Origin of the sequence: Sorangium sp. So ce887 (genome assembly GCF_051521455.1) — a bacterium.
Lineage (GTDB): Bacteria > Myxococcota_A > Polyangia > Polyangiales > Polyangiaceae > Sorangium.
Genome location: NZ_CP150354.1, coordinates 1,479,992 through 1,500,542, shown reverse-complemented (window position 1 = coordinate 1,500,542; position 20,551 = coordinate 1,479,992). Strand labels below are relative to the sequence as shown.

Genomic DNA, 20,551 nt, shown 5'->3' with positions numbered 1-20,551 from the left:
GTGCCCTCGTGGCGCGGTCACGACCACGACACCTCGAACTCGCACGCCCTGGCGCCGCGGAAGCGGCAACGGGTGTGCAGACAGCGGCCCTCCCGGGCGCCCACGTGGGACATGATTCGCTCCTGCCATACCGGGATGCCCACCGCGCAGGTGACCGGCCCGGGGCCGCGGTCCGGGAGCCGCGAGGCGGTGAGGCGGACCGTGAAGCGCTTCTCGGCGACCTCGTTCGCCTCCATCGTGCCCTCGTCGAAGTAGCGCTCCCACAGCGAGGCGGACCGGCGCAGCACGGTGGCAGGGGACGCGGCCTTGAGCAGCACCGTGAAGAACCGGCTCAGATCCTCCGCGGCGATGGCGCTGGCCACGGGCCGGAAGCACTGCGGGTGGCCGTCTCCGAACAGCACCACATAGCGGTCGACGAGGCTGTTCCACAGGCTCACCGGGTACCAGCCGTGCGGCAGGACGATGCCGCCGACCTGCGCGGCGTCCTGCGGGCCGAGGCCCTCCAGCCACCGCGCCACGCCGGCGGCGCCGTGCTGCGCGGCCACGAAGTTCTTGAACCCCCCCAGCGCGTTGCCCTTGACGTTGCTCATCGAGATCACTCCATCGGGCGGCCGTCGCCAGGCCCGTCGGGTGCCGGGCGGGGAGGATCCTGGCGAGGGTCCCGCGCAGATGCAATCGCGCCGGCCGGATGCTCCGCAGGATCGACGGGCGTGGTCGCGAGCGCGCTTCCCGCCGGCGCGCGCTGTACTACAATCGCCGGCGTGAAACCGTGCCCCTTCTGCGCGGAGCAGATCCAGGACGCCGCGATCAAGTGCCGCTTCTGCGGCAGCATGCTCGATGAGGGGGCGCCCGTGGCCGCCGCGGCCCTCGCCGCGCCGCTCGCCGCCGCTCCCGGCGCGCTCGTCCCCGCTCCCGGCGCGCTCGCCGCCTCGCCGGGCGGGGCGCGCGTCCTCTTCGAGGGGACGCCGAGCTGGAAGGCGTGGTTCTGGTCCTACGTGGCGGCGAGCGTGCTCTCGCTCGTGCTGGTGGGCCTCGTGTGGCTCGGCATCCTGCACTGGAAGCGCAGGAGCCTCCGCTACAAGATCACCGAGCGCACGATCGACTACGAGGCCGGCCTGCTCACGCGGCGGGTCGAGACCCTCCAGCTCTGGCGCGTGCACGACATCGACCTTCGTCAGACGTTCATGGAGCGGCTGCTCGACATCGCCGAGATCCGCGTGTTCACGCGGGACGCGAGCGACCCCGAGCTCGTGATCCGGGGCCTGCCGGCGTCGCGCGAGCTGTTCGAGGCGATCAAGAACGCGGCGGAGCTCGCGCGCCAGCAGCGGGTGCTCGGGGTCGTGCAGTGACGCGGCCACGCGCGCCTGCTCCCGGACCGTGGCGCAGCGGCGGATCGGAGAATTCAACGCAAAGGCGCAAAGGCGCAAAGGCGCAAAAAGGCAAGAGCATCCATTCTCGGTCAATTCTCTTCGTCTTTTTGCGCCTTTGCGCCTTTGCGCCTTTGCGTTGAAATCCGAAATTTTCAGGCCTGAGCGGAGCCCGACCATGTCCCCGAGGCGATCCCCCTTCGATGATCTTCCGGATGTGCGCGACGGCCTGACGCGCGCCGAGCGCATCATCCTCTGGAAGCTCTCCGAGCTCGAGCGGGAGTTCGGCGGCCGCAACGTACCCACGGCCACGCTCTACGGGCGCGTCGTCGAGCACATCGACCTCTCGGTCCCCGAGTTCCAGCGCCTCATGCAGCGCCTCGTCGGCGTGCGCTGACGGCGCCCCGGCGCGGCTCGCTCCGGCGCGGCGCCCCTCGTCAGGCGGCGCGCTGCTCGAGGGCGGCCCGCAGCGCGGAGACCGAGGCGCTGCGCAGGTACACGACCGGAGCGCCGTCCGCCGCGAGGCCCTGCATCTGATCGCGCAGCGCGTGCGAGACCATCGTCACCATGATCACGACGAGCGCGATCCTCCCCACGCCGCGGCGCGCGCCCGGCGGCACGCGGTTCTCGTAATGGCGCAGCGACCAGCCGTGCTTCTCGACCACATCGCGGTAGCGGCTGGACATGCCGCCGCTGCCCCCGATGACAAGCACCGTCTGCTCCTCGCGCTTCCTGTCGACCGCCTGGGAACGCCGCTCCGCCTTCATGCGATCCCTCCGAGCAAGGCGTAAGCCACGCTCCTCGACAGGCCATTTCCGCGCAAATCTCGCGATCCTGGTCTATTCCCCGGCAAAATGTCGTCGAGATGCGGAGGCCTCTGTCATCGTGACATGGCAAGCGCGAGGGCCCGGCGCTGCCCGGCAGTCGCCGCGAGCGCCCGGGAATATTCCCCTTCGCTGCAGCCCCCTCCGGCGCGGCTCAGCCCGGGCGGGGATACGGAACTCAGGGCGGTACCGCGATCGCCGGCGGATGCAGGGCAGCGCCGCAAAGTCGACCCCCCGGCGCGGAGGGCAAACCCACGTGCACCGAGGGAGACCGACATGCCGCCCCCGCTGCCCGCCGCCGGCGGGGGGTGCGCGCGGGGGGTGGTCGGGCTCGACGAGAAAGGCGGGAATGCAAGAATAAAAGATCAATCATCTTCCACAGTTACCGCCATCCTACGAGCTCGCGTCGCGCCGGCGCGACGGCGACCCGCCGGCGACCTGGAGCTGTGGTAGGGAGCAGCGTCCCCCCTGCCCTGCCGTGCCATGATGTCTCTCTCCTCGCCGCCCAGCGACCCGCCTCCGCCGGGCACCGTCGAGCGCTGGGCCTGGGATTACGTCCTCTCGACCGACCTGGCGCACAAGCTCGAGCCGCCGCCCGTGCCGTCGGTCTGGGAGCCCGCCCCCGCGCCCCCGCGCCGCCTCACGCGGCCGGGCCGGCCCGCCGAGCTGCGCATCTCCGAGCGCGCGTTGAAGAGCCCGGGGCCCGAGGCGCTGCGCAACCCGGCGCGCCGCGCGCAGCTCTTCCACGCGTTCCTGCACCACGAGCTCCAGGCCGCGGAGCTCATGGCCTGGGCGCTGCTCGCCTTCCCGGAGACGCCGCGCGCGTTCCGCGGCGGCCTCGTCCGGATCGCCCTCGACGAGGCGCGCCACATGCGGCTCTACGCCGCCTACCTCGCCGCGATCGGCCACCGCTTCGGCGATTTCCCGGTGCGCGACTGGTTCTGGTCGCGGGTGCCCGCCGCCGCGTCGCCCGCGCAGTTCGTGGCGGTGATGGGGATGGGCCTCGAGGGGGGCAACCTCGACCACACAGCGCGCTTCGCCGAGCGCTTCCGCGCCATCGGCGACGCCGAGGGCGCCGCGCTCACCGAGCGGGTCCGCGCCGAGGAGATCCCGCACGTGCGCTTCGGGGTCCGCTGGTTCCGCCGCTTCACGCAGGCGCCGGGCGGCGCCTCGCCGCAGGCGGCGAGCGACTTCGAGACGTGGGTCCGCCACATCCCGCCGCCCCTCTCGCCGCTGCTCATGCGGGGCGATCCGATGAACCGCCGCGACCGCAGCCGCTCCGGCCTCTCCGAGCCGTTCCTCGACGCGCTGGCCTCATGGACCGAGCGAGCGCCTGGGTCCTGAACTTCGACGCCGACGAGGAGCTGGCCCGCCCCGCCGGGTACACCCCTCGCGCCGCGGTCGCCGGCCGGGCCCCGGAGCTCGCCGGCCGGATCGCGGCCCTGCTGCGCCCCGGCGACGTCGTGCTCAGCCCCGACCTCCCCTCGCCGCTCGTGCCGCCGGCGCCGCCCGGCGCCGCGCTGGTCGGGCGCGCGTGGTGCCCCACGCCCCGCGCCCGGCGCCTCCTCGCCCGCGCCGGCGTCACCCCCGCGGAGGCGCCGCCGCTCGACGTGCTGCGTCGCGTCAACCACCGGCAGTTCTGCGCGGACCTCGGCCAGACGCTGCCCGGCGCGCGCCACGTTGTCATCCTGGCCGAGCTCGAGGCCGCGATCGCCGGGCCCACGCCGACCGGTCACTGGCTGCTCAAGCGCCCGTTCGGCTTCGCCGGGCGCGGCCGGCGCCGGGTCGCCCGCGGCGCCCTGCCGCCCGACGCGCGGCCCTGGGCCGTCGCGTCGCTCGACCCCGCCTCCCCGGACAGCGGCCTGCAGGTCGAGCCCTGGGTCGAGCGCCGCGGCGACTTCTCGCTGCACGGGCACGTCGCCCGCGGCGGCGCGGTGCGCCTCGGCGCCCCCTGCGTCCAGCGCTGTGACGCGAGCGGGGCCTACCTCGGCGCGGCGCTCGCCGGCGAGGGCGACCTCGACGACGGCGAGCGCCGGCGGCTCGTCGAGGCCGCGCTCGAGACGGGAGCGGCGCTCGCCGGCGCGGGCTATTTCGGGCCCTTCGGGATCGACGCCTTCCGCTGGGAGGACGAGCGCGGGAGCCTGCGCTGGAACCCCCGGTGCGAGATCAACGCGCGGTACACGATGGCGTGGGCGATCGGCATGGACAGCGCGCGGCCCGACCTCGAGTGACCGGCGCGCGACAGACGCGCAGCGCGGAGGCCGCGTTCCCTGTCCAGATACGGACTCGTTGCACGAGAGGTCGACCACTTCCTCTGTAGCGGTGCTCGGACGACAACGAGACGAACCGTCGAGACGCCGACGACGCCACAACAGATGAACTTCTGAGCACTCCTTACGTCCTTGGCTTCCTGGCGGCGGCAGGGCCATCGAGGGCGGAAGCGGTCGTCTCGGTCTTGTTTTACTTACGCGCTCGCCATCCGGCGAGGGCCGTTCGTTCCGGAGGGGGCTTCGCCACGCTTGGCATGCCTGTTGCTGCTCGCGGGTCTCGATTCTCCCCATTCTAAAGGCACACTTTGACCGGGGGAGCGGGAGGCATGACATGATGCGAACGACGATGACCTGGTTTGGGCGCGGGACGAGAGTGACGCTGCCGCTACTGGCGCTGCTCTGCGCCTGTTCGAGTGGACCCGGCGGCCCCGATCCCGGGGCCATCGCCGATGTGCCAAGCGAGATCGACCCTGGCACAGAGATCATGGTCTCCGCGCCGGCCGGTGTTGACCCCCTGGTCCAGAGGCTCGAGGAGGCGCGGCTGGCGACCGCGGACGAGCTGCGAGCGAGCCATGCCGTCGAGTTCGAACCGAACCTCGGTTACGACCCGCTCGCCGCGGCGAACCTCGACCAGGTCCTGGGCGCCTTCTTCTCGGCTCCCGACGATCATAAAGAGCACCTGTCCCAGACGGGCTTCACCATCCCCGCTGGCAACCAATTCCCCTCCTTTGCCCTCGGCTATTCCTCGATTTACATGGCGGATCTGCCGGTGTTCATCAGCAGCGACATGGTGCTGGAAGCCATCTACCGCTCGCACGACAAGATCCTCCAGCAGCTGGAGAAGAAGGCGCTGCGACCTCGACTCGAGCACCTGCTGACCGCGATTCGCAGCTCGCTGATCGAGACGGCCGACACGCTGGATCCGGAGGTGGCGTCCGATCTGAACTTCTACCTGGGCGTGGCCGTGTCGCTCTTGAACGACGGCAAGGTCGACCCCCGCGAGCCTTCAGGGGTACAGAGCTTCGTCGACGCCGCCACGCGGGCCGAGGGGATCCAGGAACGCGTGCTGTTCGGCGTCAAGCGGAACATCGACTTCTCCCAGTTCAAGCCGCGTGGGCACTACGACGGCGATCGGGAGCTGGAGAGCTACTTCCGCAGCATGATGTGGCTCGGCCGCATCGACTTTCGTCTGCTCGAGACGCAGGACGACGGCAGCCAGATCTTGCGGCGCAGGCAGGTCGAGAGCGTCATCGCGCTGCGCCGGCTCCTCGACTCCAGCACGTTCGCGGAATACCTGTCGATCGACGCGACCATCAGCGCGTTCGTGGGCGAGCACGACTACATGACGCTGCCGGAGGTGGATGAGCTGCTCACCGCGTTGAACGCTCCCGGCGGGATCGCCGCCGTCGCCGACGCCACCCTCGCCGGCGCGCTCGTCGACGGTCAGTTCGGCGAGCAGCGGATCGCCAGCCACGTGATGAGGCGACAGGCCGGCGGCGCGAGCACGTTCCCCTTGAACCTGAGCTTCGCGCTGTTCGGTCAGCGCTACACGGTCGACAGCCACGTCTTCTCGAACCTTGTCTACGACCGCCTGCCCACGCGCGTCGTGCCCGACCCGCTCGACGTGGCCTTCGCCGCGCTGGGCAACGACCAGGCGCTCGGCCTGCTCGGCGGCGAGCTCGACGTCGAAGCCGGCTATCCCGGTGAGCTCTCCGCGCTGCGCGTGCTGGTCGACGAGCACCCCGAGCCGTACTGGGAGGGCAGCCTGTACACCAGCTGGCTCGGCGCGCTCCGCACGCTGTCGCCCGGAGCAGGCACCCCGGCGGCGGACCTGCCCGCGGTGGCCCGCAGCGAAGCCTGGGGCCGCCGGCTGCTCAATACCCAGCTCAGCTCGTGGGCACAGCTCCGCCACAACAACGTGCTCTACGTGAAGCAGTCCTACACGTCGAACGCGTCGTGCGAGTATCCCGACGCCTACGTCGATCCCTACCCCGAGTTCTTCGAGGCCGTGGTCCGCTTCGCCGAGCGCGCGCAAGAGCTCACCGCCACGCTCGACCTCGATCCGGGCTTCGGCGGCCAGATCGAGGACTACTTTGCGCGCGTCGCGCGCATCAATCTCACGTTGGCCGAGATGGCTCGCGCCCAGCGCAGCGGCGAGCGGCACAGCGAGGAGCACCTGGCGTTCATCAACCGGGCCGTCACGGCCGACGTGAACTGCGACGGGACCGTGCTCGGCCACACGGGCTGGTACAGCGAGCTCCACTTCGACCCGCTGCAGGCCGTGGAGATGGATCCCACCATCACCGACGTGCACACCGACATCGGCGGCGACTTGCCGGTCGCTCGCCCGGCCAGCGTGCTTCACGTGGGCACCGGCTTGCCGCGCCTGATGGTGGTGACCGTCGACTCCTGCCAGGGTCCCCGCGCGTACGCGGGCGTCGTCTCCTCCTACCATGAAGTCCTCGAAGAGGGCCTGGTGCGCCTCACCGACGAGGAATGGAGGAGGAAGGCCCAAACCAATAGCGAGGTGCCGGTCGTGCCCTGGCTCGCTCCGTTGCTGGGCGAGTGAGCGCGGGGACCCCGCTCGACTCCGCTCGGCCTGCACAGCCGATAACTCCCCTGCTCCAGCGGCCGGAGCGTGGCCGCGTTCTCGAATCGCGGTGAACGATCTCGAGGACTTACCAGGGCCTGTGGGCGGCGGCCGCCAGGTCGGATCGTCCGCCGTCCCCCTCGGGTCGGGTCAACCTGGTTGGCCCGGGTCCTTGCGCCCGCGGATCGCCTTGCCGAGCCAGGAGCGCAGCCAGCGATGGCCTGGATCGTCGTGCACGCGCTCGTGCCAGACAGCCGAAGATCGGTCCAGGCCGAGCTCGACGGGGGGCCGGACCGCGCGCAGGCCGAAGGGCATCGAGAATGCCGCGACCGTCGCTGGACACGTCACCACGAGGTCCGAGGCCGCGATCAGGAAAGGCACCGTCACGAAGTGCTGGACCTGCGCGACGATCCGCCGGCGCCGCCCCTGGGCCTCCAGCGCGCGATCGACCAGGCTGCCCGGCATGCCGTGTGGAGCGATCAGCACGTGCCCGAGCTCCAGATAGCGCTCCAGGGTCAGCCGCTGTGACGCCGCGGGATGGCCCCTGCGCATCAGCGTCACGAATCGCTCCTCCGGCAAGCGCAGCTGTCGTGACGACGGGGGCACGAGGAACTCCGGGACGAACGCCAGATCCGCTGTTCCCCGCTCGAGCCGCCTCACGAAGTCCGCTTCGGCGCGGTCGACCTGCACCGTGACGTACGGCGCCTCGCGCGCCAGCACGGGCAAGAGCCGCGGCAGCGCGACCGCCTCCAGCAGGTCGTTGCCGAGCAGCACGAAGCGGCGCTCGGACGTCGCAGGGTCGAACGGCGCGCCGGCCTGGACCGCTGCTCGCAAGCCCGCGAGCGCCTGAGCCAGCGGATCGGCGAGCGCCTCGGCGCGCGGCGTGAGGGCGAGCAGCGGCCGCCCCGGAGCGAGCAGCGCATCGCCGAAGAACTCGCGCAGCCGTCCGAGCCGCTGGCTCGCAGCCGACTGCGTGACGCCGAGCCGCTTCGCCGCGCGCGTCACGTGCCGCTCGCGCAGCAGCACGTCAAGCGCGAGCAGGAGGTTCAGGTCGTCGGGGAGCGCATCGTGCATTAGACACGCTAATACACTATATTAGATCAATCACCTGTACTAATCGATCGATCCGCCTCAATCTCTGCGCATGGCCGTCGCTCACGGCGCCCGGTCCGACGTCCTCTGGAGGATGGAGCGCATCATGGAGAGGAAACTCAAGGTCTCACGGCGGCGCCTGCTGGAAGGCGTCGCGACGCTCGCCGTGGCCGCGGGAGCGGGCTGGTACGCGGCCGGCCGGGGTGTGTTTGACGATCGGACGGGCGAGCCGTTCGCGCCCTGGACCGCGTTCCGCGGGCAGCGCGGCGGGGAGCTCGCCGAGCTCGTGCGCGCGGCGGTGCTCGCCGCGAGCCCGCACAACACGCAACCCTGGCTGTTCGAGCTCCACCCGGATCGCATCGACGTGTTCTCGGACAGGTCTCGATCGCTCGGCACCATGGATCCGTTCCTGCGCGAGATGCACATCGGGCTCGGTTGCGCGGTAGAGAACCTGTCGCTCGCGGCAGGCTCGATGGGCTGGGCGCCCCGCGTGGAGCTCGAAGCCGGCCATCTGCCGGGCTCCGACCCGGAGCGATCCCGCGCTCCCGATGGCGTGGCGCCGCGGGCGATCCGGGTGGCGAGCGTCCGGATCGAGCCAGGCGCAGCGGCGTCTCCGCTCGCGGAGTCCATCGCACGGCGACACACGAACCGCGGCCCGTACCAGGCCCAGCGCGTGCCTGTCTCGGCGCTCCAGGAGCTCTCGCGCCTGAACGAAGAGGGCTCGGAGGTAGAGGTCGTCTGGCTGGAGCACCCGCGTCAGCGCGAGAGCTTCGCCGCGCATACGCTGCGCGCCACGGAGACCATCGTCCGCGATGCGGCGATGGTGCGGGACAGCGACGCGTGGTTCAGGCTGGCGCCCGAGGCGGTACCGAGCCACCGGGACGGGCTGATCCTCGACGTGATGGGGCTCGGCCCGCTGCTCACCGCGGCGGTCAAGCTGCTGCCGCGTCCGTCTGCGGAACAGATGCACGCCGACTGGCTCCGCGTCACCCGCGAGGTCCATCTCGCCAGCGATCCCGCCATCGGCGTCATCACGGTCCGCGGCCGCTACGACCTGGGCGCGACGCTCCGCGCCGGGCGCCTGTGGCAACGCATGCATCTCTGGGCGACCGCGCGCGGCATCGCGATGCACCCGCTGAACCAGGTGCCGGAGGTCATCGACCGAGAGCGTATGCTCGGACGGGCGCCGGCGATGGAGCGCTCGTTCACCGAGGCGCTCGACCTCGGCGACCGGCAGCCCACCTTCGCGTTCCGGCTGGGCTTCCCGGAGCGAGAGGGCGTGTGCGGCCCGCGACGCGCCGCGGAGGAGGTGATTCGCGCCGCGTGAGCGCCGCGCCCCCGGTGGCGTGCGTCCGTCAGGTCGTCGAGGCGCTCGCGGTCGTCGTCGTCGCCGAGCGCCTTCTGCCATGTGAGGGCCCCTGTCGCGCCGTCGAACTTGCGGACGAAGCCATGGGTCCACCCACTGAGAGAGAAGTCGGTCGCGCCCGCCACGAACACGTCCCCTGCGGCGTTCATCGCCACCGCGTTATCGCTCTCGATGAACGCAACGAAATCATCGCGGTTCCAGAGGAGCCCGCCTGACGGATCGAGCTTCACCACGCGGTGATAGGGCTCGGTGAACGATACGCCCTGGTCCTCGAGATGCACGAGCTTGAGGGCCGTCCCGAGCAGCGCGATGTTCCCCGACGCGTCCGTGGCGATATCGCGGGCCGCGTGGTCATCGCCATCGAACGTGCTCGCGAAGAGGACATGTCCGCTCGGATCGAACTTCGCGACGAACGCCTCGGTACCGACGGTCCGGGGCAGGAGGGGGCCGGCGCCGAGGTCCACGGGGCTCGTGAACGAGCCGGCGATGATGGTGTTGTCGAAGGCGTCCACGGCGACAGCGGTGATCGAGAGGCCGGAGAACTGCTTGACCCATTGCGCGGAGATCCCGGGAGCGCAGTCACGACCGCCCTCGTTCACCTCACCGTCGCAGTCGTCGTCGACCGGCGTGAGGCAGGTCTCCGCGACCGGCAGGACCTCACGGGCCGGCGTCGTCCGCGTCGTCGGCTGCAACCGCGGCGTTCATGAGGTTGAAGCTGTCACGGGGCGAAGGGCGCCGTCAGCGGTGCCACCGGAGGAGCCGGACGCTCAGCGCGAACGTCGCGACCGTCCAGCCGGCGAGGACGGCGAGGCGTCGACCGCCAGCCCCTCGATCCGCGCCAGCTTCGGCGAGCCGCGGCCACGGCCGCAGCGGGATCGTTGCATCGTCCCATCTCGCACGGCCTCCGGGCGACCGCAGAGAGAAGCCTCGCGCGCCGGGCGCCGGATGTGGCATGACCGCGCGGGCCCCCGCCCCGACGGACCACCGACGATGGACCTCCTCTTCGATCTCGACGGCACCCTGACCGAGCCGGCGCCCGGCATCATCCTCTGTTTTCAGCACGCCTTGCAGAAGATGGGGAGGGCGGCGCCGGACGCCGGGCACCTGCGGCGCCTCATCGGGCCGCCGCTGCGCTCCGGGCTGGCCGAGCTCCTGGCGACGGACGACGCGGCGCAGATCGAGGCGGCGCTCGGGCATTTTCGCGAGCGCTTCGCGACGACTGGCATGTTCGAGAACGAGGTGTATCCCGATGTCCCGGCCGGGCTCGCGGGGCTGGGCGCGGCGGGACACCGGCTCTGGGTGGTGACGTCGAAGCCGGGGGTGTACGCCCGGAAGATCGTCGAGCATTTCGGGCTCGCGCGGCATTTCCGCGAGGTCTACGGGGCCGAGCTGTCCGGGGAGCGCTCGGAGAAAGGTGAGCTGATTCGCCATGTCCTCGAGCGCGAAGATCTGGATCCGCGGCGCACGTGGATGATCGGCGACCGCAGGTTCGATGTCGCCGGCGGCCGCGCCAACGGGACGTGGACCGTGGGCGTGCTGTGGGGCCACGGCTCGGAGGCGGAGCTGCGGGGGGCGGGCGCCGACAGGGTGGTCGCCAGCGTGGCGGAGCTTCTGGCCTGCTGGTAGCGCTGTATTCAAGCCACCTTGCGCCTGTGCTGGTGGCCTGCCGGGGCGCGAGACGCCGCTACTGCAACAGCGCCTCGATATCGGCGCAGGTGCGCTCCTCGACCTCCCGGCATTCGTACGAGACGTAGGTATCGTGGAGGAACCGGCGAGCGCTCATGTCGTCGGCGGCGCACGCGTCCTCCATCCCTTCCTCCATGACGCTCGGGCACCTGCGACGACGGGGCGGCGGTCACGCCATTCCGCGCTGCTGGCGGGCCCACGTCTCGAAGCTCATGGGAGAGAGGCCGTAGGAGCGGGCGATCTCGGGCCGTGCCAGCGGCGGCGAGATCTCAGCGTGCATGGCGGAGCCGTCCTGCGGCTGCCTGGCCGCCGCCGCCACCGACCCCCGCGAGGGCGACTGCTCCAGCGCGCCGGCCTGCACACGAGGCGATTCGGGCAACTTCGCAGTCCAGCGTACCGGAGGTCTCTATTGACACGCCGCCGCGCCGAGCACCACGTGCCGGCCAGCGAGGATGTCCCCCGTGGCTGGACAGCCGGCCTCGACGGCGCCCTCATGCCGCCTCGGGCGCCGGCGGCACATCATGAAAAGGACACGGAATCACCACCAAAATGTAGAGGCTCAATCAACAGCTCTTCCCCTAACTTGCTCGCGCAACGCTCACATCAAGGATCGAATTCAGAAGGAGAAAGGCACGTATTCATGCAGAATTCGCGCACGCGAGCTGAATCACCCCGACACGAACGAATCATGGCGAGCGGGTCACGGCTGTCGAAGGGCGTCCTCTGCGCCGCCCTCCCGGTGATCACGGTCGTCAATGCCTGCGGAGCAGAGCGCGAGATCGAGGAGATCTCGGCGGTGCAACACGCGCTGACCACCGTCGCCTTCCAGCAGGGGTCGCTCCCGAGCTCGTCGTATGCGGGCTCGACCGACGCGACCCTCCGGCAGGCCGCCGCCACCACGAACTACGGCGGAGCGACCACGTGCGAGGCCGACGGGGACGACGGCTCGGGCGTGGACAAGTCCTGCCTGTTGAGATGGAGCCTCTCCGGCATCCCCGCGGGGAGCACCGTCCAGTCGGCGTCGATCACCCTCCTGGTCACGGACGGCTCGTCGAACACCTACAATCTCTACGAGGTGAAGCGCTCGTGGAGCGAGTCGCAGGTCACCTGGAACAACGCGACCTCCTCGACGGCGTGGGCCACCGCGGGCGCGATGGGCTCGACCGATCGCGGCAGCCTCGTGGGCAGCGTCACCGGCGGCACCGGCCAGAGGACGATCACCCTGAACGCGGCCGGCGTGGCGCTCGTCCAGGCATGGGTCGATGGGACGTCCAACCATGGCATCGTCGTCGCGAGCTCGTCGAACACGAACGGCATCGACTTCGCCTCCTCGGAGCACGCCACCGCGGCGCAGCGGCCCAAGCTCACGATCACCTACGGCGGGTCGAGCGGCAGCGGCGGCGGCGGCGGCGGCTCGACCGACCCGGGGCTCCTCGTCGCCTTCATCGGCGACCAGGGGAACAACGGCAACGCGGACGACGTGCTCAACCTCATCAAGGACGAGGGCGCCGCGGCGACCATCCACAACGGCGACTTCGACTACGCCGACAACCCGACGGCGTGGGAGAACCGGATCAACAGCATCCTCGGCTCGAACTATCCTTACTTCGCCGTCATCGGCAACCACGACGCCGCGGCGTGGGGCGGCAGCAGCGGATACGCCAGTTACATCCAGGCCCGCCACGCGCGCGTGCCGGCCATGAACTGCACGGGCGAGCTCGGCGTCAAGGCGACGTGCAACTTCCGCGGTCTGTACATCGTGCAGTCCTGCATCGGGACGAGCGAGCTCCGCTCGACCTGCGCCTCCAACGCGTCCGATCAGGTGAATTTCATCCACGACTCGCTCGCGAACGACAGCTCGATCTGGTCCGTGTGCGCCTGGCACAAGAACCAGCACGACATGCAGGTCGGCGGAAAATCGAACGAGGTCGGCTGGAGCGCCTACCAGGAGTGCATGAGCGCCGGCGCGTTCATCGCGACCGGGCACGAGCACTCCTACTCGCGCACGCTGACCCTCACCGACGTCGGCAACGCCGCGACCGGCCACGGCAAGACGGGCGCCTTCAACCTGGTGGAGCTCGCTCCGAACCGGAGCTTCGTGTTCGTGTCGGGCCTCGCCGGCGTGGGGATCCGCGACTACGAGGCGGCGAGCCACGACGACGATACGTGGTGGTCGTCGTACTACGCGAGCAACAAGTGGGTGAAGAACGGAACGCTGATGTCGGGCACCGCCGACTATGGCGCCCTGTTCATCCGCTTCAATGTCGACGGGGACCCGAAGCGCGCGACCGCGTACTTCAAGGACGTGAACGGCCGCCTCGCGGACGAGTTCACGATCCAGGTCCAGTAAAGCAAGCGTGGAGTAGGCCTGCCCGGCCCGCCGACGCAGGGCCGGCCTCACCCGGCCCCGTGCACCGGTCCAGCCAAGCGCCCCTCCGCGGCCCAGCGCCCCTCCGCGGCCCAGCGCCCCTCCGCGCCCCGGCGCCCCTCCGCGCCCCGGCCCGGGCGCTCGCCGCCCCGGCGCTGCGGGACGCCGCGCGCCGCCCGGCGCCGGCGCCCCCTCGCCCGGCGCTCGAAGGCGGGCCGCCGGTCGGGTACGCTGCGCCCCGACCATGAAGCAGCCCGCGCCGCGCTCCCCTGAAGCCTCTGCCCCCGAGGCCCACGCGAACGCGCCCTCGCGGCCGTCGCCGCCGTCCTCCAGCGCCCCGACCCAGGTCCATAAGCCGCGCGTGCCCGACGCCTTCGGGGAGGCGCCGACCATCCTGTACGTGCCGAGCGGTGAGCCCGGCCCCACCCCGGGCGCTGCCTCGCCCCGCGCCCCCGGAGCGCCGCGCGGAGGCGCCGCTGCGCCCGGCGACCGGGAGCGCAGCGCCATCGACGATGTCACCCTGCGCATGCCGCCCCGGACCGGCGCCGCAGGCGGGGAGCACGACGACCGCACGCTCAAGATGCCCGCGCGGCCTTCGCGGGCCGCCGAAGAGGACGACTCTCCGACCGTCAAGGCCGAGCCCAAAGCGTCCTACGCCGAGCTGGACGCCGAGGCGCAGGAGGAGGGCCGGCCTCAGGACTTCAAGTCGGCCGCCCGCGCCTTCTTCAAGCGCCATCACAAGAAGCTCTGGTGGCTGCACACCGCCTATGCGCTCAGCCTCGGCGCCTTCGTGGTGACCTTCGCGCAGAAGGGGTTCCAGCACGCCCGCTTCCTCGCGGTCTCGGTCAGCGTCGCCTGGCTGCTCGTGATCCTGTTCTTCCGGCTCTTCGGCACCGGCGCTCGCCAGGACTTCGCGACGGCGTGGCGCGGCGCCCGGCTGCGCTTCCTCGTGATGACCTATGTCCTGAAGAACCTCTATCAGGGCATGCTCTTCTTCCTCCTCCCGTTCTACTGGAAGAGCGCCAGCCTCGACGCGCCGAACCGGTGGTTCGTCCTCCTCCTCGGCGCCTGCGCCGTGCTCTCGACGCTCGATCTCGTCTTCGACCGCGTGCTCATGCGCTGGAAGACGCTCGCCTCGGTCTTCTACGGGGTGACGCTGTTCGCCTGCCTGAACCTCGTCATCCCCGCGCTCCTCCCCGACACCCGGACGCTCTACACGCTGCTCTCCGCCGCCCTCGTGTCCGTGCTCGGCTTCTGCACGCTGCACCTGCCGTTCGGCGCGCTCTGGAGCCGGATGGGCGCGGTGTTCCTCGTCATCGCGGCGGCCGCCGGGGTCGGGCTCGCCTACGGCACACGGGCGATCATCCCTCCGGTGCCGATGCACCTGTCCTCCGCGGCCGTGGGCCCCGCTGTGCTCCCGGACGGACGCCTCGCCATGTCCGTGAAATCGCTACATTTTTCGGTGATCCGGGAGCTCCGCGCCGTGACCGACGTGGTGGTGCCGGGCGGCGACGGCGACCGCCTGCTCCATGTCTGGCGGCACGAGGGGCGCGAGATCCTCCGCGCGCCGGAGGAGACGCTGCGGGTCCCCGGGCCGGAGGGCGCGGTGCGGCTCAAGTCGCAGCTCGTGGGCGGGAGCCTGCCGCGCCGCCTGGCCGGGCACTGGACCGTGGATGTCGAGACCCAGGACGGCCAGCTCGTCGGCCGCACCTCGTTCGAGGTGACCGAATGAAGGCGCCGCTCCGGGGCGACGGGGCCGGCGCCGCGCAGCGGGCGCGCTGGGTCGACGTCGGCAACATGGCGAACGGATTCCTCGTGTTCGGCAACGTCGTCACGGGCTTCATCGCGATCGGCAACGTCGCGCGCGGGTTCATCGCGATCGGCAATGTCGCCATCGGCGTCATCGCGATCGGCAACGTCGCTTTCGGCGTCGTCGGCGGGTTCGGCGCGACGATCGCGGTCGGCGCCTTCGCCGCCGCGGGCGTGCTCTCTTTCCCGGTGCTCGACGGGACGGCGGGCGTGGCCAGCGCGCTCGATCTGCACCTGGTCCTGTCGGTGTTCCCGATCTGCCTCTGGTTCCTCGCGGCGCGCCTCTTCCCGGGGCGGCGCGCGCCCCGCCTGGGTCCGAGCCCCGAGCTGACGCCGCTCCGCGCGCTGCTCCGCGGCGAGCGCCCCGAGGGCTGGGTCCGCGCGCGCGTCGAGCGCGCGGGCGGCGGCGCGCTCCGGCTCACGCAGGGCGGCGCGCGGATCGAGCTGCCGGCGACGCCGGAGGCGCTCGGCGCGTGCGGGGCGCTGCTCCCGGAGGGCCGGGGAGCGCGGCTGTTCGCGTACGTGCGGGCGGAGGAGCACGTCCGCGGCGGCGAGGGCGGCTACCGCGAGGCGCAGCAGCGCGAGCGGGTCCTCACCGTCGCAGATCTCGTGGAGCCGCCGGCGTGGGTGGCGCCGTGGATCAACGGCGGCGAGACGCAGTGGTGGCTCTCGCGCGCGTGGGACGTGGGGGTGGTCGCGGCGGTGGTGCTGAGGGCGGCGCAGCTCGTGGCGGGCGCGATGGGGTGAGCGCCAGGACGCGCTGAGCCGGCGCTGCGGATCCTCGATCGCCGGGCGCGCGGCGCGACGCCGACGAGCACGGTGGCGCGCCCCTCAGCGCTGTCCAACGCCGGGGAGGTTCTTCGCCATCACGTCTCCTACGTGGCCGTCGAACGGGCTGGCCACGGTGACGTACGGTGTCAGCCATGAGAGACGTTGCTTGAGCCGATCGCTCCGCTCTTTTTGCCAGATTTTCCTCTTGTTGATGGGCTCGGCGGCGCGCAGGTCCGGATCGGCGATCCACGCGATCACGTGCACGCGCGGCTTCTGTTCGACGAGGAGCCGGGCGCAGATCTCCACCCAGGGCTCGGCGCCCAGCTTGCCGGCGCCGACCAGACCGGCGACGGTATCGCGTACCTTGCACGCAATGGCGAGAGGGAGCTCGTGGGGCTGCCGCTTCTTCGTCTCGATTGGATACCCCCGGTAGTCCTTCACCTCGATGAGATAGAGGCGGTCTCCGCGTACCCCGACGATATCGACGGCCTTCGACCCCACACGGACCAGATCTCCCGTGTTCTCGTCGGTCCACTCCCCCTGGAGCTTGCCGATGCCGCTCAGGAAGGCGCGGCTGTCGTCCCACTTCTCCGCCAGGGTCCAACTTTCGCCGAACTCGAAGCGGATCCTCTCCACGTCGATGGCCTTCACCGCGGCGTCTCGCCCGGCGCGAAGAGGGCCTGTTGCTCTCGCTCGTGCAGCGACGCGATGGCGTCAAGGATCGCGTTGTGCTGGAGCTCGGCGAGCCGCTCGCCGCGCTCGACGAGGACCTCATCCTCGTCACGGCGGAGCCCGAAGAACGCTGCCTCTCCTGGGCGCAGCGTGCGCGTGTCGACCTTCAAGGACAGCTCCGAGGTGAGCGCATAATCGTGCGTAGCGATGAAGACCTGCGCGCCCGCGTGAGCGAGCCCGACAGCGGTGTCACTGGTGAGGCGAGCGCGCTTCGGGTTGAGGTTCGCCTCGGGCTCGTCCCAGAGCAAATAAGCATTCTCGGAGAGCGATCCATTGATGAGCAGGTAGGCGATCATGGCGAGCTTGCGGTCGCCCTCGGCGACCATCGCCACCTCCATGTCGTCACCCGGGTAATTGAGATAAAAGCGCCCGTCCCTCATGGAGACCTTCCCACCGAGCTCCTGCTCGATGGGGTCGAGAAGCGCCGCCGGACCGCGAGACCGGAGCGGCTTCAGCCCGAGCGCTACGCAGAGATCGAAATAGGTCCGGTCGAACGCTGACTCGCGATGGAGCCACGCTTCGACGAAGCCAGGAAAGATCGAGAGGACCTCCCGAGGGGGGATGAACAGCGGCCTGCCGATCCTGGACAGGTCGCCAGTAGCTTTGGACGTCAACGCTGCACCCGTTAGTGTGACCTCTACCCGGGCCTCTTCCCACTCGAGCGAAACGTCCGCCTGTCCCGGGCTGTGCTTGGCGAAGCTATCCAGGGAATCGGGCTGGAAGACCCCCATGAGCATGCCTCGAACCAGGTCGTCCAGCCTCGGCTCCGCGCCGCCATCGAGCCCCTCGCCCGCGGCGAACCGGCGCGCGGCCTCGGTCAGCGCGTAGACGAGCTTGAGGACGTGGGATTTGCCCGTCCCGTTCTCGCCGATGAGCACGTTGACCCCGGGAGCAAAGTCGAACGCGGCGTCGGAGAACACGGTGAACCCGCGGAGGGTGAGCCGGGTGAGCTTCATCGCGCGCGGAGTCTACTGGACTCCACGCGCGCCTGCGAGCGGGCTCCGGCTGAGGCGAGCGGGCGCGAGGCAAGAGGCCTCCGTTCGTGCTCGTGAAAAGCGCCCCTCACCCCTCCACGATCGCCGGGCTCCCGCTGTACACCACCGCGTCCAGGAGCCGCTCCTCCCGCACCAGCGCGAGCGCCGGCGCGTCCCGGCGCAGCGAGATGCTGCCGCCCGGATCCGCGAACCCGCACGCCTCCGCGCCTCGCAGCGAGCCGATCTCCCAGAGCGCCTCGGCCGGCGTCCCCCCGTCCTCCGCCCGCAGCGTCACGCGCTTGCCCGTCCGCAGCCGCTCGCCCAGCTCGACGCCCCGCAGGTCCTCGAACGGATCGGTGATCACGTGGCTGTCGATCCCCACGCACAGCCGCACGCCCGCCGCGCGCAGCGCCCCAACGTCGGGCAGCCCGTCGCCGAGGTCGCGCTCGGTCGTGGGGCACAGGCACGCGAACGCCCGCGCCGCGCCGAGGAGCGCCGGCTCGTGCGGCGCGAGGTGCGTCGCGTGCACCGCCACGAAGCGCTCGCTCAGGACCCCGCGCTCGGCCAGGAGCTCCACCGGGCGCCGGCCCGTCTCGGCGACGCATGCCTCGATCTCGGCCGGCTGCTCGGCCACGTGCATGTGCACCATGAGCCCGCGCTCCGCGGCGTACCGCGCGATCTCCCCGAGCCACGCCGGGGGCACCGCGCGGACGCTGTGCGGCGCCACCCCGACGCGCACGTCCTCGCAGCCCGCGTAGCGCGCCCGGAGCGCCTCGACGTCCGCGAGCGCCGCGTCGAGCGAGCCGTCCGAGAACCGTCGCTGCGCCCCCTCGGGCGCCCGGCCCGCGCCCGCGCGCGCATAGACGACCCGGAGGAGCGCGATCCGGAGGCCCGCCGCGCGCGCCGCCTCGATCACCGCGTCCGCGAGGACCGTGCGATCCTCGTAAGGCGCGCCGTCGGGCTGGTGGTGCACATAGTGGAACTCGCCCACGGTGCGGACGCCCGCGGCGCGGAGCTCGCGATAGGCCACCTTCGAGATGGCATGAATGGACTCCGGCGTGAGCGACCCGGCGAGCGCATACATCGCGCTGCGCCACGACCAGAAGTCGTCCGCCCCCGACGGCCCCGGCCGCTGCGCCTCTCCGCGCATCCCGCGCTGGAACGCGTGGGAATGGGCGCTCGCGAGCGCCGGGAGCTCGATGGCCCGCGCGGTCAGCCTCATCGCCGCTCGCCGTACCACGCCGGGGAGGCAGGAGAAAGGCGCGGGCCGCGCTCACGAGGGCGCATCGATGCGGCACGCAAGGGCGGCGTCCACCTCCTCGAGGCGCATCCGGGCGCTCCGGAGCCGCTCGATATAGCGGTGAGGGTCCAGCTCGCGCCGCTCGGCGAGGGTGCCGGCAGCCAGCTGGAGGGCGAGCGGCAGACAGCCGCAGAGCCCGGCCAGCGCTGCGGCGGTCGCCTCGTCGAGCCGTGGTGCGAGGATCCGGACGAGGGCGATGGCGTCGTCCGGGGCGAGCGGATCCAGCCGCCGCGCGAACAGGCCAGGCAGCTGGAAATGCTGCCGGGAGGTCACCAGGAGGAGGCACCCTGAAGACGGGATGAGCGGCTCGACCTGCTCGCTGTCGCGGGCGTTGTCGAGGAGCAGGATCCTCTGCGTGTCTTCAAGGACCTCGCGGTACGCGCGATGCACGAGCTCCGGGTGTTCAGGCACGTGACGGCGCGCCCCGTGGGCTCCGTGCGCCGCGATCACCTCGGAGATCACACGCGCCATGGCCGCATCGGACAACAGAGGCGCGCCGTCCTCGCCCAGGAGATCGACGCGAATGAGCCCGCCCGGATAGTGAGGCGCGAGCTCTCGCGCCAGGTGGAGCGCGAGCGCTGTCTTCCCGACGCCTCCTCGGCCCGAAATCATCGCTCCACCGGCACCCAGGTTCTCCAGAACCTCTAGAATTTCTCGATCGCGCCCTATCAGGATCTCTGGACCTGCGGAGATACCGGGCTCGCTCGGCCAACCTGACTCCGGCGGGGCCCCCGCGAAGCACTCCAGTCCATCTCGCTCTCGGGCGCTGTCTGCCAGCACGGCTGCACGCGGGCGCCCGGCGGGTGGGATGGGCGGTGAGGCGGCGGGCGGGATGGGCCATGGGACGGACCGCGTTGTACTGCCCTTGAACTTCTCTGTGCCCTCACCTCTGGAAGACGACCCGGGGCGGGCGCCATGATGCCCGATGGCGGCGGCGCGGATGCCGCGCGCGACGCTCGCCCACGCCTCGCTCTGCACGCGCCAGCTCTTGATCGGCTTGCCGCCCTCGGGGAGGACCGTCAGCTCGGAGAACGGCGCGGTCTCCCAGTCGCACGCCTCGATGAGGACAGGAATCGTTCGCGCGTCACCGCCCTTGTGGCGCGCGAGCGCGAGCTTCATCTCCTTGTCGTAACAGTCGTCCGAGTCGAGGAATCGAGCGCTGATCAGCAGGACGACGAGGTGGGCCGCTCGCAGCCGAGCGACGGTCTCCTCCGCGCTCGCCTGTCCAGCGACGATGAGCCCCCGGTGCCACATCGAGATCAGGCCTTGGCGCTTCATCAAGCCGAGGTGCGCCTCGAGCCGAGCGCGGGGCGCCTCATCCGCGGGCGCATGGGAGATGAAGACGCAAAGCGGCGACTCGACCACCGCTCCAGGCTACCAGAGCGCTCGGGCGACCACCTCG

The 20,551-nt window shown here is 71.2% G+C and carries 20 protein-coding genes; 11 read left to right on the top strand and 9 right to left on the bottom strand.

What is annotated here, in order from left to right:
- Nucleotides 1-17: 17 nt before the first annotated feature.
- Nucleotides 18-590 (bottom strand): hypothetical protein, encoded by a 573-nt coding sequence (locus WMF36_RS05615; protein ID WP_437578576.1) that lies wholly within the window; start codon nucleotides 588-590, stop codon nucleotides 18-20.
- Nucleotides 591-761: 171 nt separating this feature from the next.
- Between WMF36_RS05615 and WMF36_RS05610 the strand changes: the two genes are divergently transcribed.
- A complete protein-coding gene (locus WMF36_RS05610; protein ID WP_437578575.1) occupies nucleotides 762-1,349 on the top strand; it encodes a PH domain-containing protein in 588 nt (195 codons plus the stop codon).
- A gap of 196 nt (nucleotides 1,350-1,545) precedes the next feature.
- The gene (locus tag WMF36_RS05605) at nucleotides 1,546-1,764 is read left to right on the top strand and encodes a hypothetical protein (protein ID WP_437318540.1); all 219 of its coding nucleotides are present in this window, start codon (nucleotides 1,546-1,548) and stop codon (nucleotides 1,762-1,764) included.
- A gap of 40 nt (nucleotides 1,765-1,804) precedes the next feature.
- Here WMF36_RS05605 and WMF36_RS05600 read toward each other — a convergent pair whose 3' ends face one another.
- Nucleotides 1,805-2,134, bottom strand: coding sequence for a DUF2325 domain-containing protein (locus tag WMF36_RS05600; protein WP_437578574.1), 330 nt, complete (start codon nucleotides 2,132-2,134; stop codon nucleotides 1,805-1,807).
- Nucleotides 2,135-2,674: 540 nt separating this feature from the next.
- On the opposite strand from WMF36_RS05600, the gene WMF36_RS05595 reads away from it, so the two are divergent.
- The 3 genes from WMF36_RS05595 (at nucleotide 2,675) to WMF36_RS05585 (ending at nucleotide 7,030) form a co-directional block, all read left to right on the top strand.
- Nucleotides 2,675-3,535 (top strand): ferritin-like domain-containing protein, encoded by an 861-nt coding sequence (locus tag WMF36_RS05595; RefSeq protein WP_437578573.1) that lies wholly within the window; start codon nucleotides 2,675-2,677, stop codon nucleotides 3,533-3,535.
- The gene (locus tag WMF36_RS05590; protein ID WP_437578572.1) at nucleotides 3,508-4,422 is read left to right on the top strand and encodes a hypothetical protein; all 915 of its coding nucleotides are present in this window, start codon (nucleotides 3,508-3,510) and stop codon (nucleotides 4,420-4,422) included. The genes WMF36_RS05595 and WMF36_RS05590 overlap by 28 nt, the downstream gene beginning before the upstream one ends.
- A 385-nt stretch (nucleotides 4,423-4,807) precedes the next feature.
- Nucleotides 4,808-7,030, top strand: a complete 2,223-nt coding sequence (locus WMF36_RS05585) for a DUF3160 domain-containing protein (RefSeq protein ID WP_437578571.1) — start codon at nucleotides 4,808-4,810, stop codon at nucleotides 7,028-7,030.
- Nucleotides 7,031-7,201: 171 nt separating this feature from the next.
- Here WMF36_RS05585 and WMF36_RS05580 read toward each other — a convergent pair whose 3' ends face one another.
- Complete coding sequence (locus WMF36_RS05580; RefSeq protein ID WP_437578570.1) at nucleotides 7,202-8,125, bottom strand: LysR family transcriptional regulator; 924 nt, start codon at nucleotides 8,123-8,125, stop codon at nucleotides 7,202-7,204.
- Nucleotides 8,126-8,249: 124 nt separating this feature from the next.
- On the opposite strand from WMF36_RS05580, the gene WMF36_RS05575 reads away from it, so the two are divergent.
- The 3 genes from WMF36_RS05575 to WMF36_RS05565 all read left to right on the top strand — a co-directional run bounded on the left by WMF36_RS05575 (nucleotide 8,250) and on the right by WMF36_RS05565 (nucleotide 11,135).
- Nucleotides 8,250-9,470, top strand: a complete 1,221-nt coding sequence (locus tag WMF36_RS05575) for an Acg family FMN-binding oxidoreductase (RefSeq protein WP_437578569.1) — start codon at nucleotides 8,250-8,252, stop codon at nucleotides 9,468-9,470.
- 314 nt (nucleotides 9,471-9,784) lie between these two features.
- Nucleotides 9,785-10,216 (top strand): hypothetical protein, encoded by a 432-nt coding sequence (locus WMF36_RS05570; protein WP_437578568.1) that lies wholly within the window; start codon nucleotides 9,785-9,787, stop codon nucleotides 10,214-10,216.
- A gap of 283 nt (nucleotides 10,217-10,499) precedes the next feature.
- Nucleotides 10,500-11,135 carry an HAD hydrolase-like protein gene (locus WMF36_RS05565; RefSeq protein WP_437578567.1) on the top strand — a complete coding sequence of 212 codons (636 nt, stop codon included), beginning with the start codon at nucleotides 10,500-10,502 and terminating at the stop codon, nucleotides 11,133-11,135.
- A gap of 58 nt (nucleotides 11,136-11,193) precedes the next feature.
- Here WMF36_RS05565 and WMF36_RS05560 read toward each other — a convergent pair whose 3' ends face one another.
- Both WMF36_RS05560 and WMF36_RS05555 read right to left on the bottom strand, forming a co-directional pair.
- A complete protein-coding gene (locus tag WMF36_RS05560) occupies nucleotides 11,194-11,319 on the bottom strand; it encodes a hypothetical protein (protein ID WP_437578566.1) in 126 nt (41 codons plus the stop codon).
- 45 nt (nucleotides 11,320-11,364) lie between these two features.
- Nucleotides 11,365-11,574 carry a hypothetical protein gene (locus WMF36_RS05555; protein ID WP_437578565.1) on the bottom strand — a complete coding sequence of 70 codons (210 nt, stop codon included), beginning with the start codon at nucleotides 11,572-11,574 and terminating at the stop codon, nucleotides 11,365-11,367.
- Between the two features lie 309 nt (nucleotides 11,575-11,883).
- Between WMF36_RS05555 and WMF36_RS05550 the strand changes: the two genes are divergently transcribed.
- From WMF36_RS05550 to WMF36_RS05540, 3 genes are all read left to right on the top strand, one after another.
- A complete protein-coding gene (locus tag WMF36_RS05550) occupies nucleotides 11,884-13,545 on the top strand; it encodes a DNRLRE domain-containing protein (RefSeq protein WP_437578564.1) in 1,662 nt (553 codons plus the stop codon).
- A gap of 262 nt (nucleotides 13,546-13,807) precedes the next feature.
- Nucleotides 13,808-15,295, top strand: coding sequence for a DUF5924 family protein (locus tag WMF36_RS05545; protein WP_437578563.1), 1,488 nt, complete (start codon nucleotides 13,808-13,810; stop codon nucleotides 15,293-15,295).
- Nucleotides 15,292-16,119 carry a hypothetical protein gene (locus tag WMF36_RS05540; RefSeq protein WP_437578562.1) on the top strand — a complete coding sequence of 276 codons (828 nt, stop codon included), beginning with the start codon at nucleotides 15,292-15,294 and terminating at the stop codon, nucleotides 16,117-16,119. Before WMF36_RS05545 ends, WMF36_RS05540 begins: the two co-directional genes overlap by 4 nt.
- 84 nt (nucleotides 16,120-16,203) lie before the next feature.
- On the opposite strand, the gene WMF36_RS05535 is transcribed toward WMF36_RS05540, so the two are convergent.
- From WMF36_RS05535 to WMF36_RS05520, 4 genes are all read right to left on the bottom strand, one after another.
- Nucleotides 16,204-16,794, bottom strand: a complete 591-nt coding sequence (locus WMF36_RS05535) for a hypothetical protein (protein ID WP_437578561.1) — start codon at nucleotides 16,792-16,794, stop codon at nucleotides 16,204-16,206.
- Nucleotides 16,791-17,831 carry an AAA family ATPase gene (locus tag WMF36_RS05530; RefSeq protein WP_437578560.1) on the bottom strand — a complete coding sequence of 347 codons (1,041 nt, stop codon included), beginning with the start codon at nucleotides 17,829-17,831 and terminating at the stop codon, nucleotides 16,791-16,793. Before WMF36_RS05530 ends, WMF36_RS05535 begins: the two co-directional genes overlap by 4 nt.
- A 106-nt stretch (nucleotides 17,832-17,937) precedes the next feature.
- Complete coding sequence (locus WMF36_RS05525) at nucleotides 17,938-19,071, bottom strand: formimidoylglutamate deiminase (protein ID WP_437578559.1); 1,134 nt, start codon at nucleotides 19,069-19,071, stop codon at nucleotides 17,938-17,940.
- A 51-nt stretch (nucleotides 19,072-19,122) separates the two neighbouring features.
- Complete coding sequence (locus WMF36_RS05520) at nucleotides 19,123-20,514, bottom strand: TIR domain-containing protein (protein WP_437578558.1); 1,392 nt, start codon at nucleotides 20,512-20,514, stop codon at nucleotides 19,123-19,125.
- Between the last annotated feature and the right edge of the window lie 37 nt (nucleotides 20,515-20,551).

Bases quoted from the DNA above. Each gene is read 5' to 3' on its own strand.
- WMF36_RS05615 (WP_437578576.1), bottom strand. From the start codon at position 590: ATGAGCAACGTCAAGGGCAACGCGCTGGGGGGGTTCAAGAACTTCGTG.
- WMF36_RS05605 (WP_437318540.1), top strand. From the start codon at position 1,546: ATGTCCCCGAGGCGATCCCCCTTCGATGATCTTCCGGATGTGCGCGAC.
- WMF36_RS05600 (WP_437578574.1), bottom strand. From the start codon at position 2,134: ATGAAGGCGGAGCGGCGTTCCCAGGCGGTCGACAGGAAGCGCGAGGAG.
- WMF36_RS05595 (WP_437578573.1), top strand. From the start codon at position 2,675: ATGATGTCTCTCTCCTCGCCGCCCAGCGACCCGCCTCCGCCGGGCACC.
- WMF36_RS05590 (WP_437578572.1), top strand. From the start codon at position 3,508: ATGGACCGAGCGAGCGCCTGGGTCCTGAACTTCGACGCCGACGAGGAG.
- WMF36_RS05585 (WP_437578571.1), top strand. From the start codon at position 4,808: ATGACCTGGTTTGGGCGCGGGACGAGAGTGACGCTGCCGCTACTGGCG.
- WMF36_RS05580 (WP_437578570.1), bottom strand. From the start codon at position 8,125: ATGCACGATGCGCTCCCCGACGACCTGAACCTCCTGCTCGCGCTTGAC.
- WMF36_RS05575 (WP_437578569.1), top strand. From the start codon at position 8,250: ATGGAGAGGAAACTCAAGGTCTCACGGCGGCGCCTGCTGGAAGGCGTC.
- WMF36_RS05570 (WP_437578568.1), top strand. From the start codon at position 9,785: ATGCACGAGCTTGAGGGCCGTCCCGAGCAGCGCGATGTTCCCCGACGC.
- WMF36_RS05565 (WP_437578567.1), top strand. From the start codon at position 10,500: ATGGACCTCCTCTTCGATCTCGACGGCACCCTGACCGAGCCGGCGCCC.
- WMF36_RS05560 (WP_437578566.1), bottom strand. From the start codon at position 11,319: ATGGAGGACGCGTGCGCCGCCGACGACATGAGCGCTCGCCGGTTCCTC.
- WMF36_RS05550 (WP_437578564.1), top strand. From the start codon at position 11,884: ATGGCGAGCGGGTCACGGCTGTCGAAGGGCGTCCTCTGCGCCGCCCTC.
- WMF36_RS05545 (WP_437578563.1), top strand. From the start codon at position 13,808: ATGAAGCAGCCCGCGCCGCGCTCCCCTGAAGCCTCTGCCCCCGAGGCC.
- WMF36_RS05540 (WP_437578562.1), top strand. From the start codon at position 15,292: ATGAAGGCGCCGCTCCGGGGCGACGGGGCCGGCGCCGCGCAGCGGGCG.
- WMF36_RS05530 (WP_437578560.1), bottom strand. From the start codon at position 17,831: ATGAAGCTCACCCGGCTCACCCTCCGCGGGTTCACCGTGTTCTCCGAC.
- WMF36_RS05525 (WP_437578559.1), bottom strand. From the start codon at position 19,071: ATGAGGCTGACCGCGCGGGCCATCGAGCTCCCGGCGCTCGCGAGCGCC.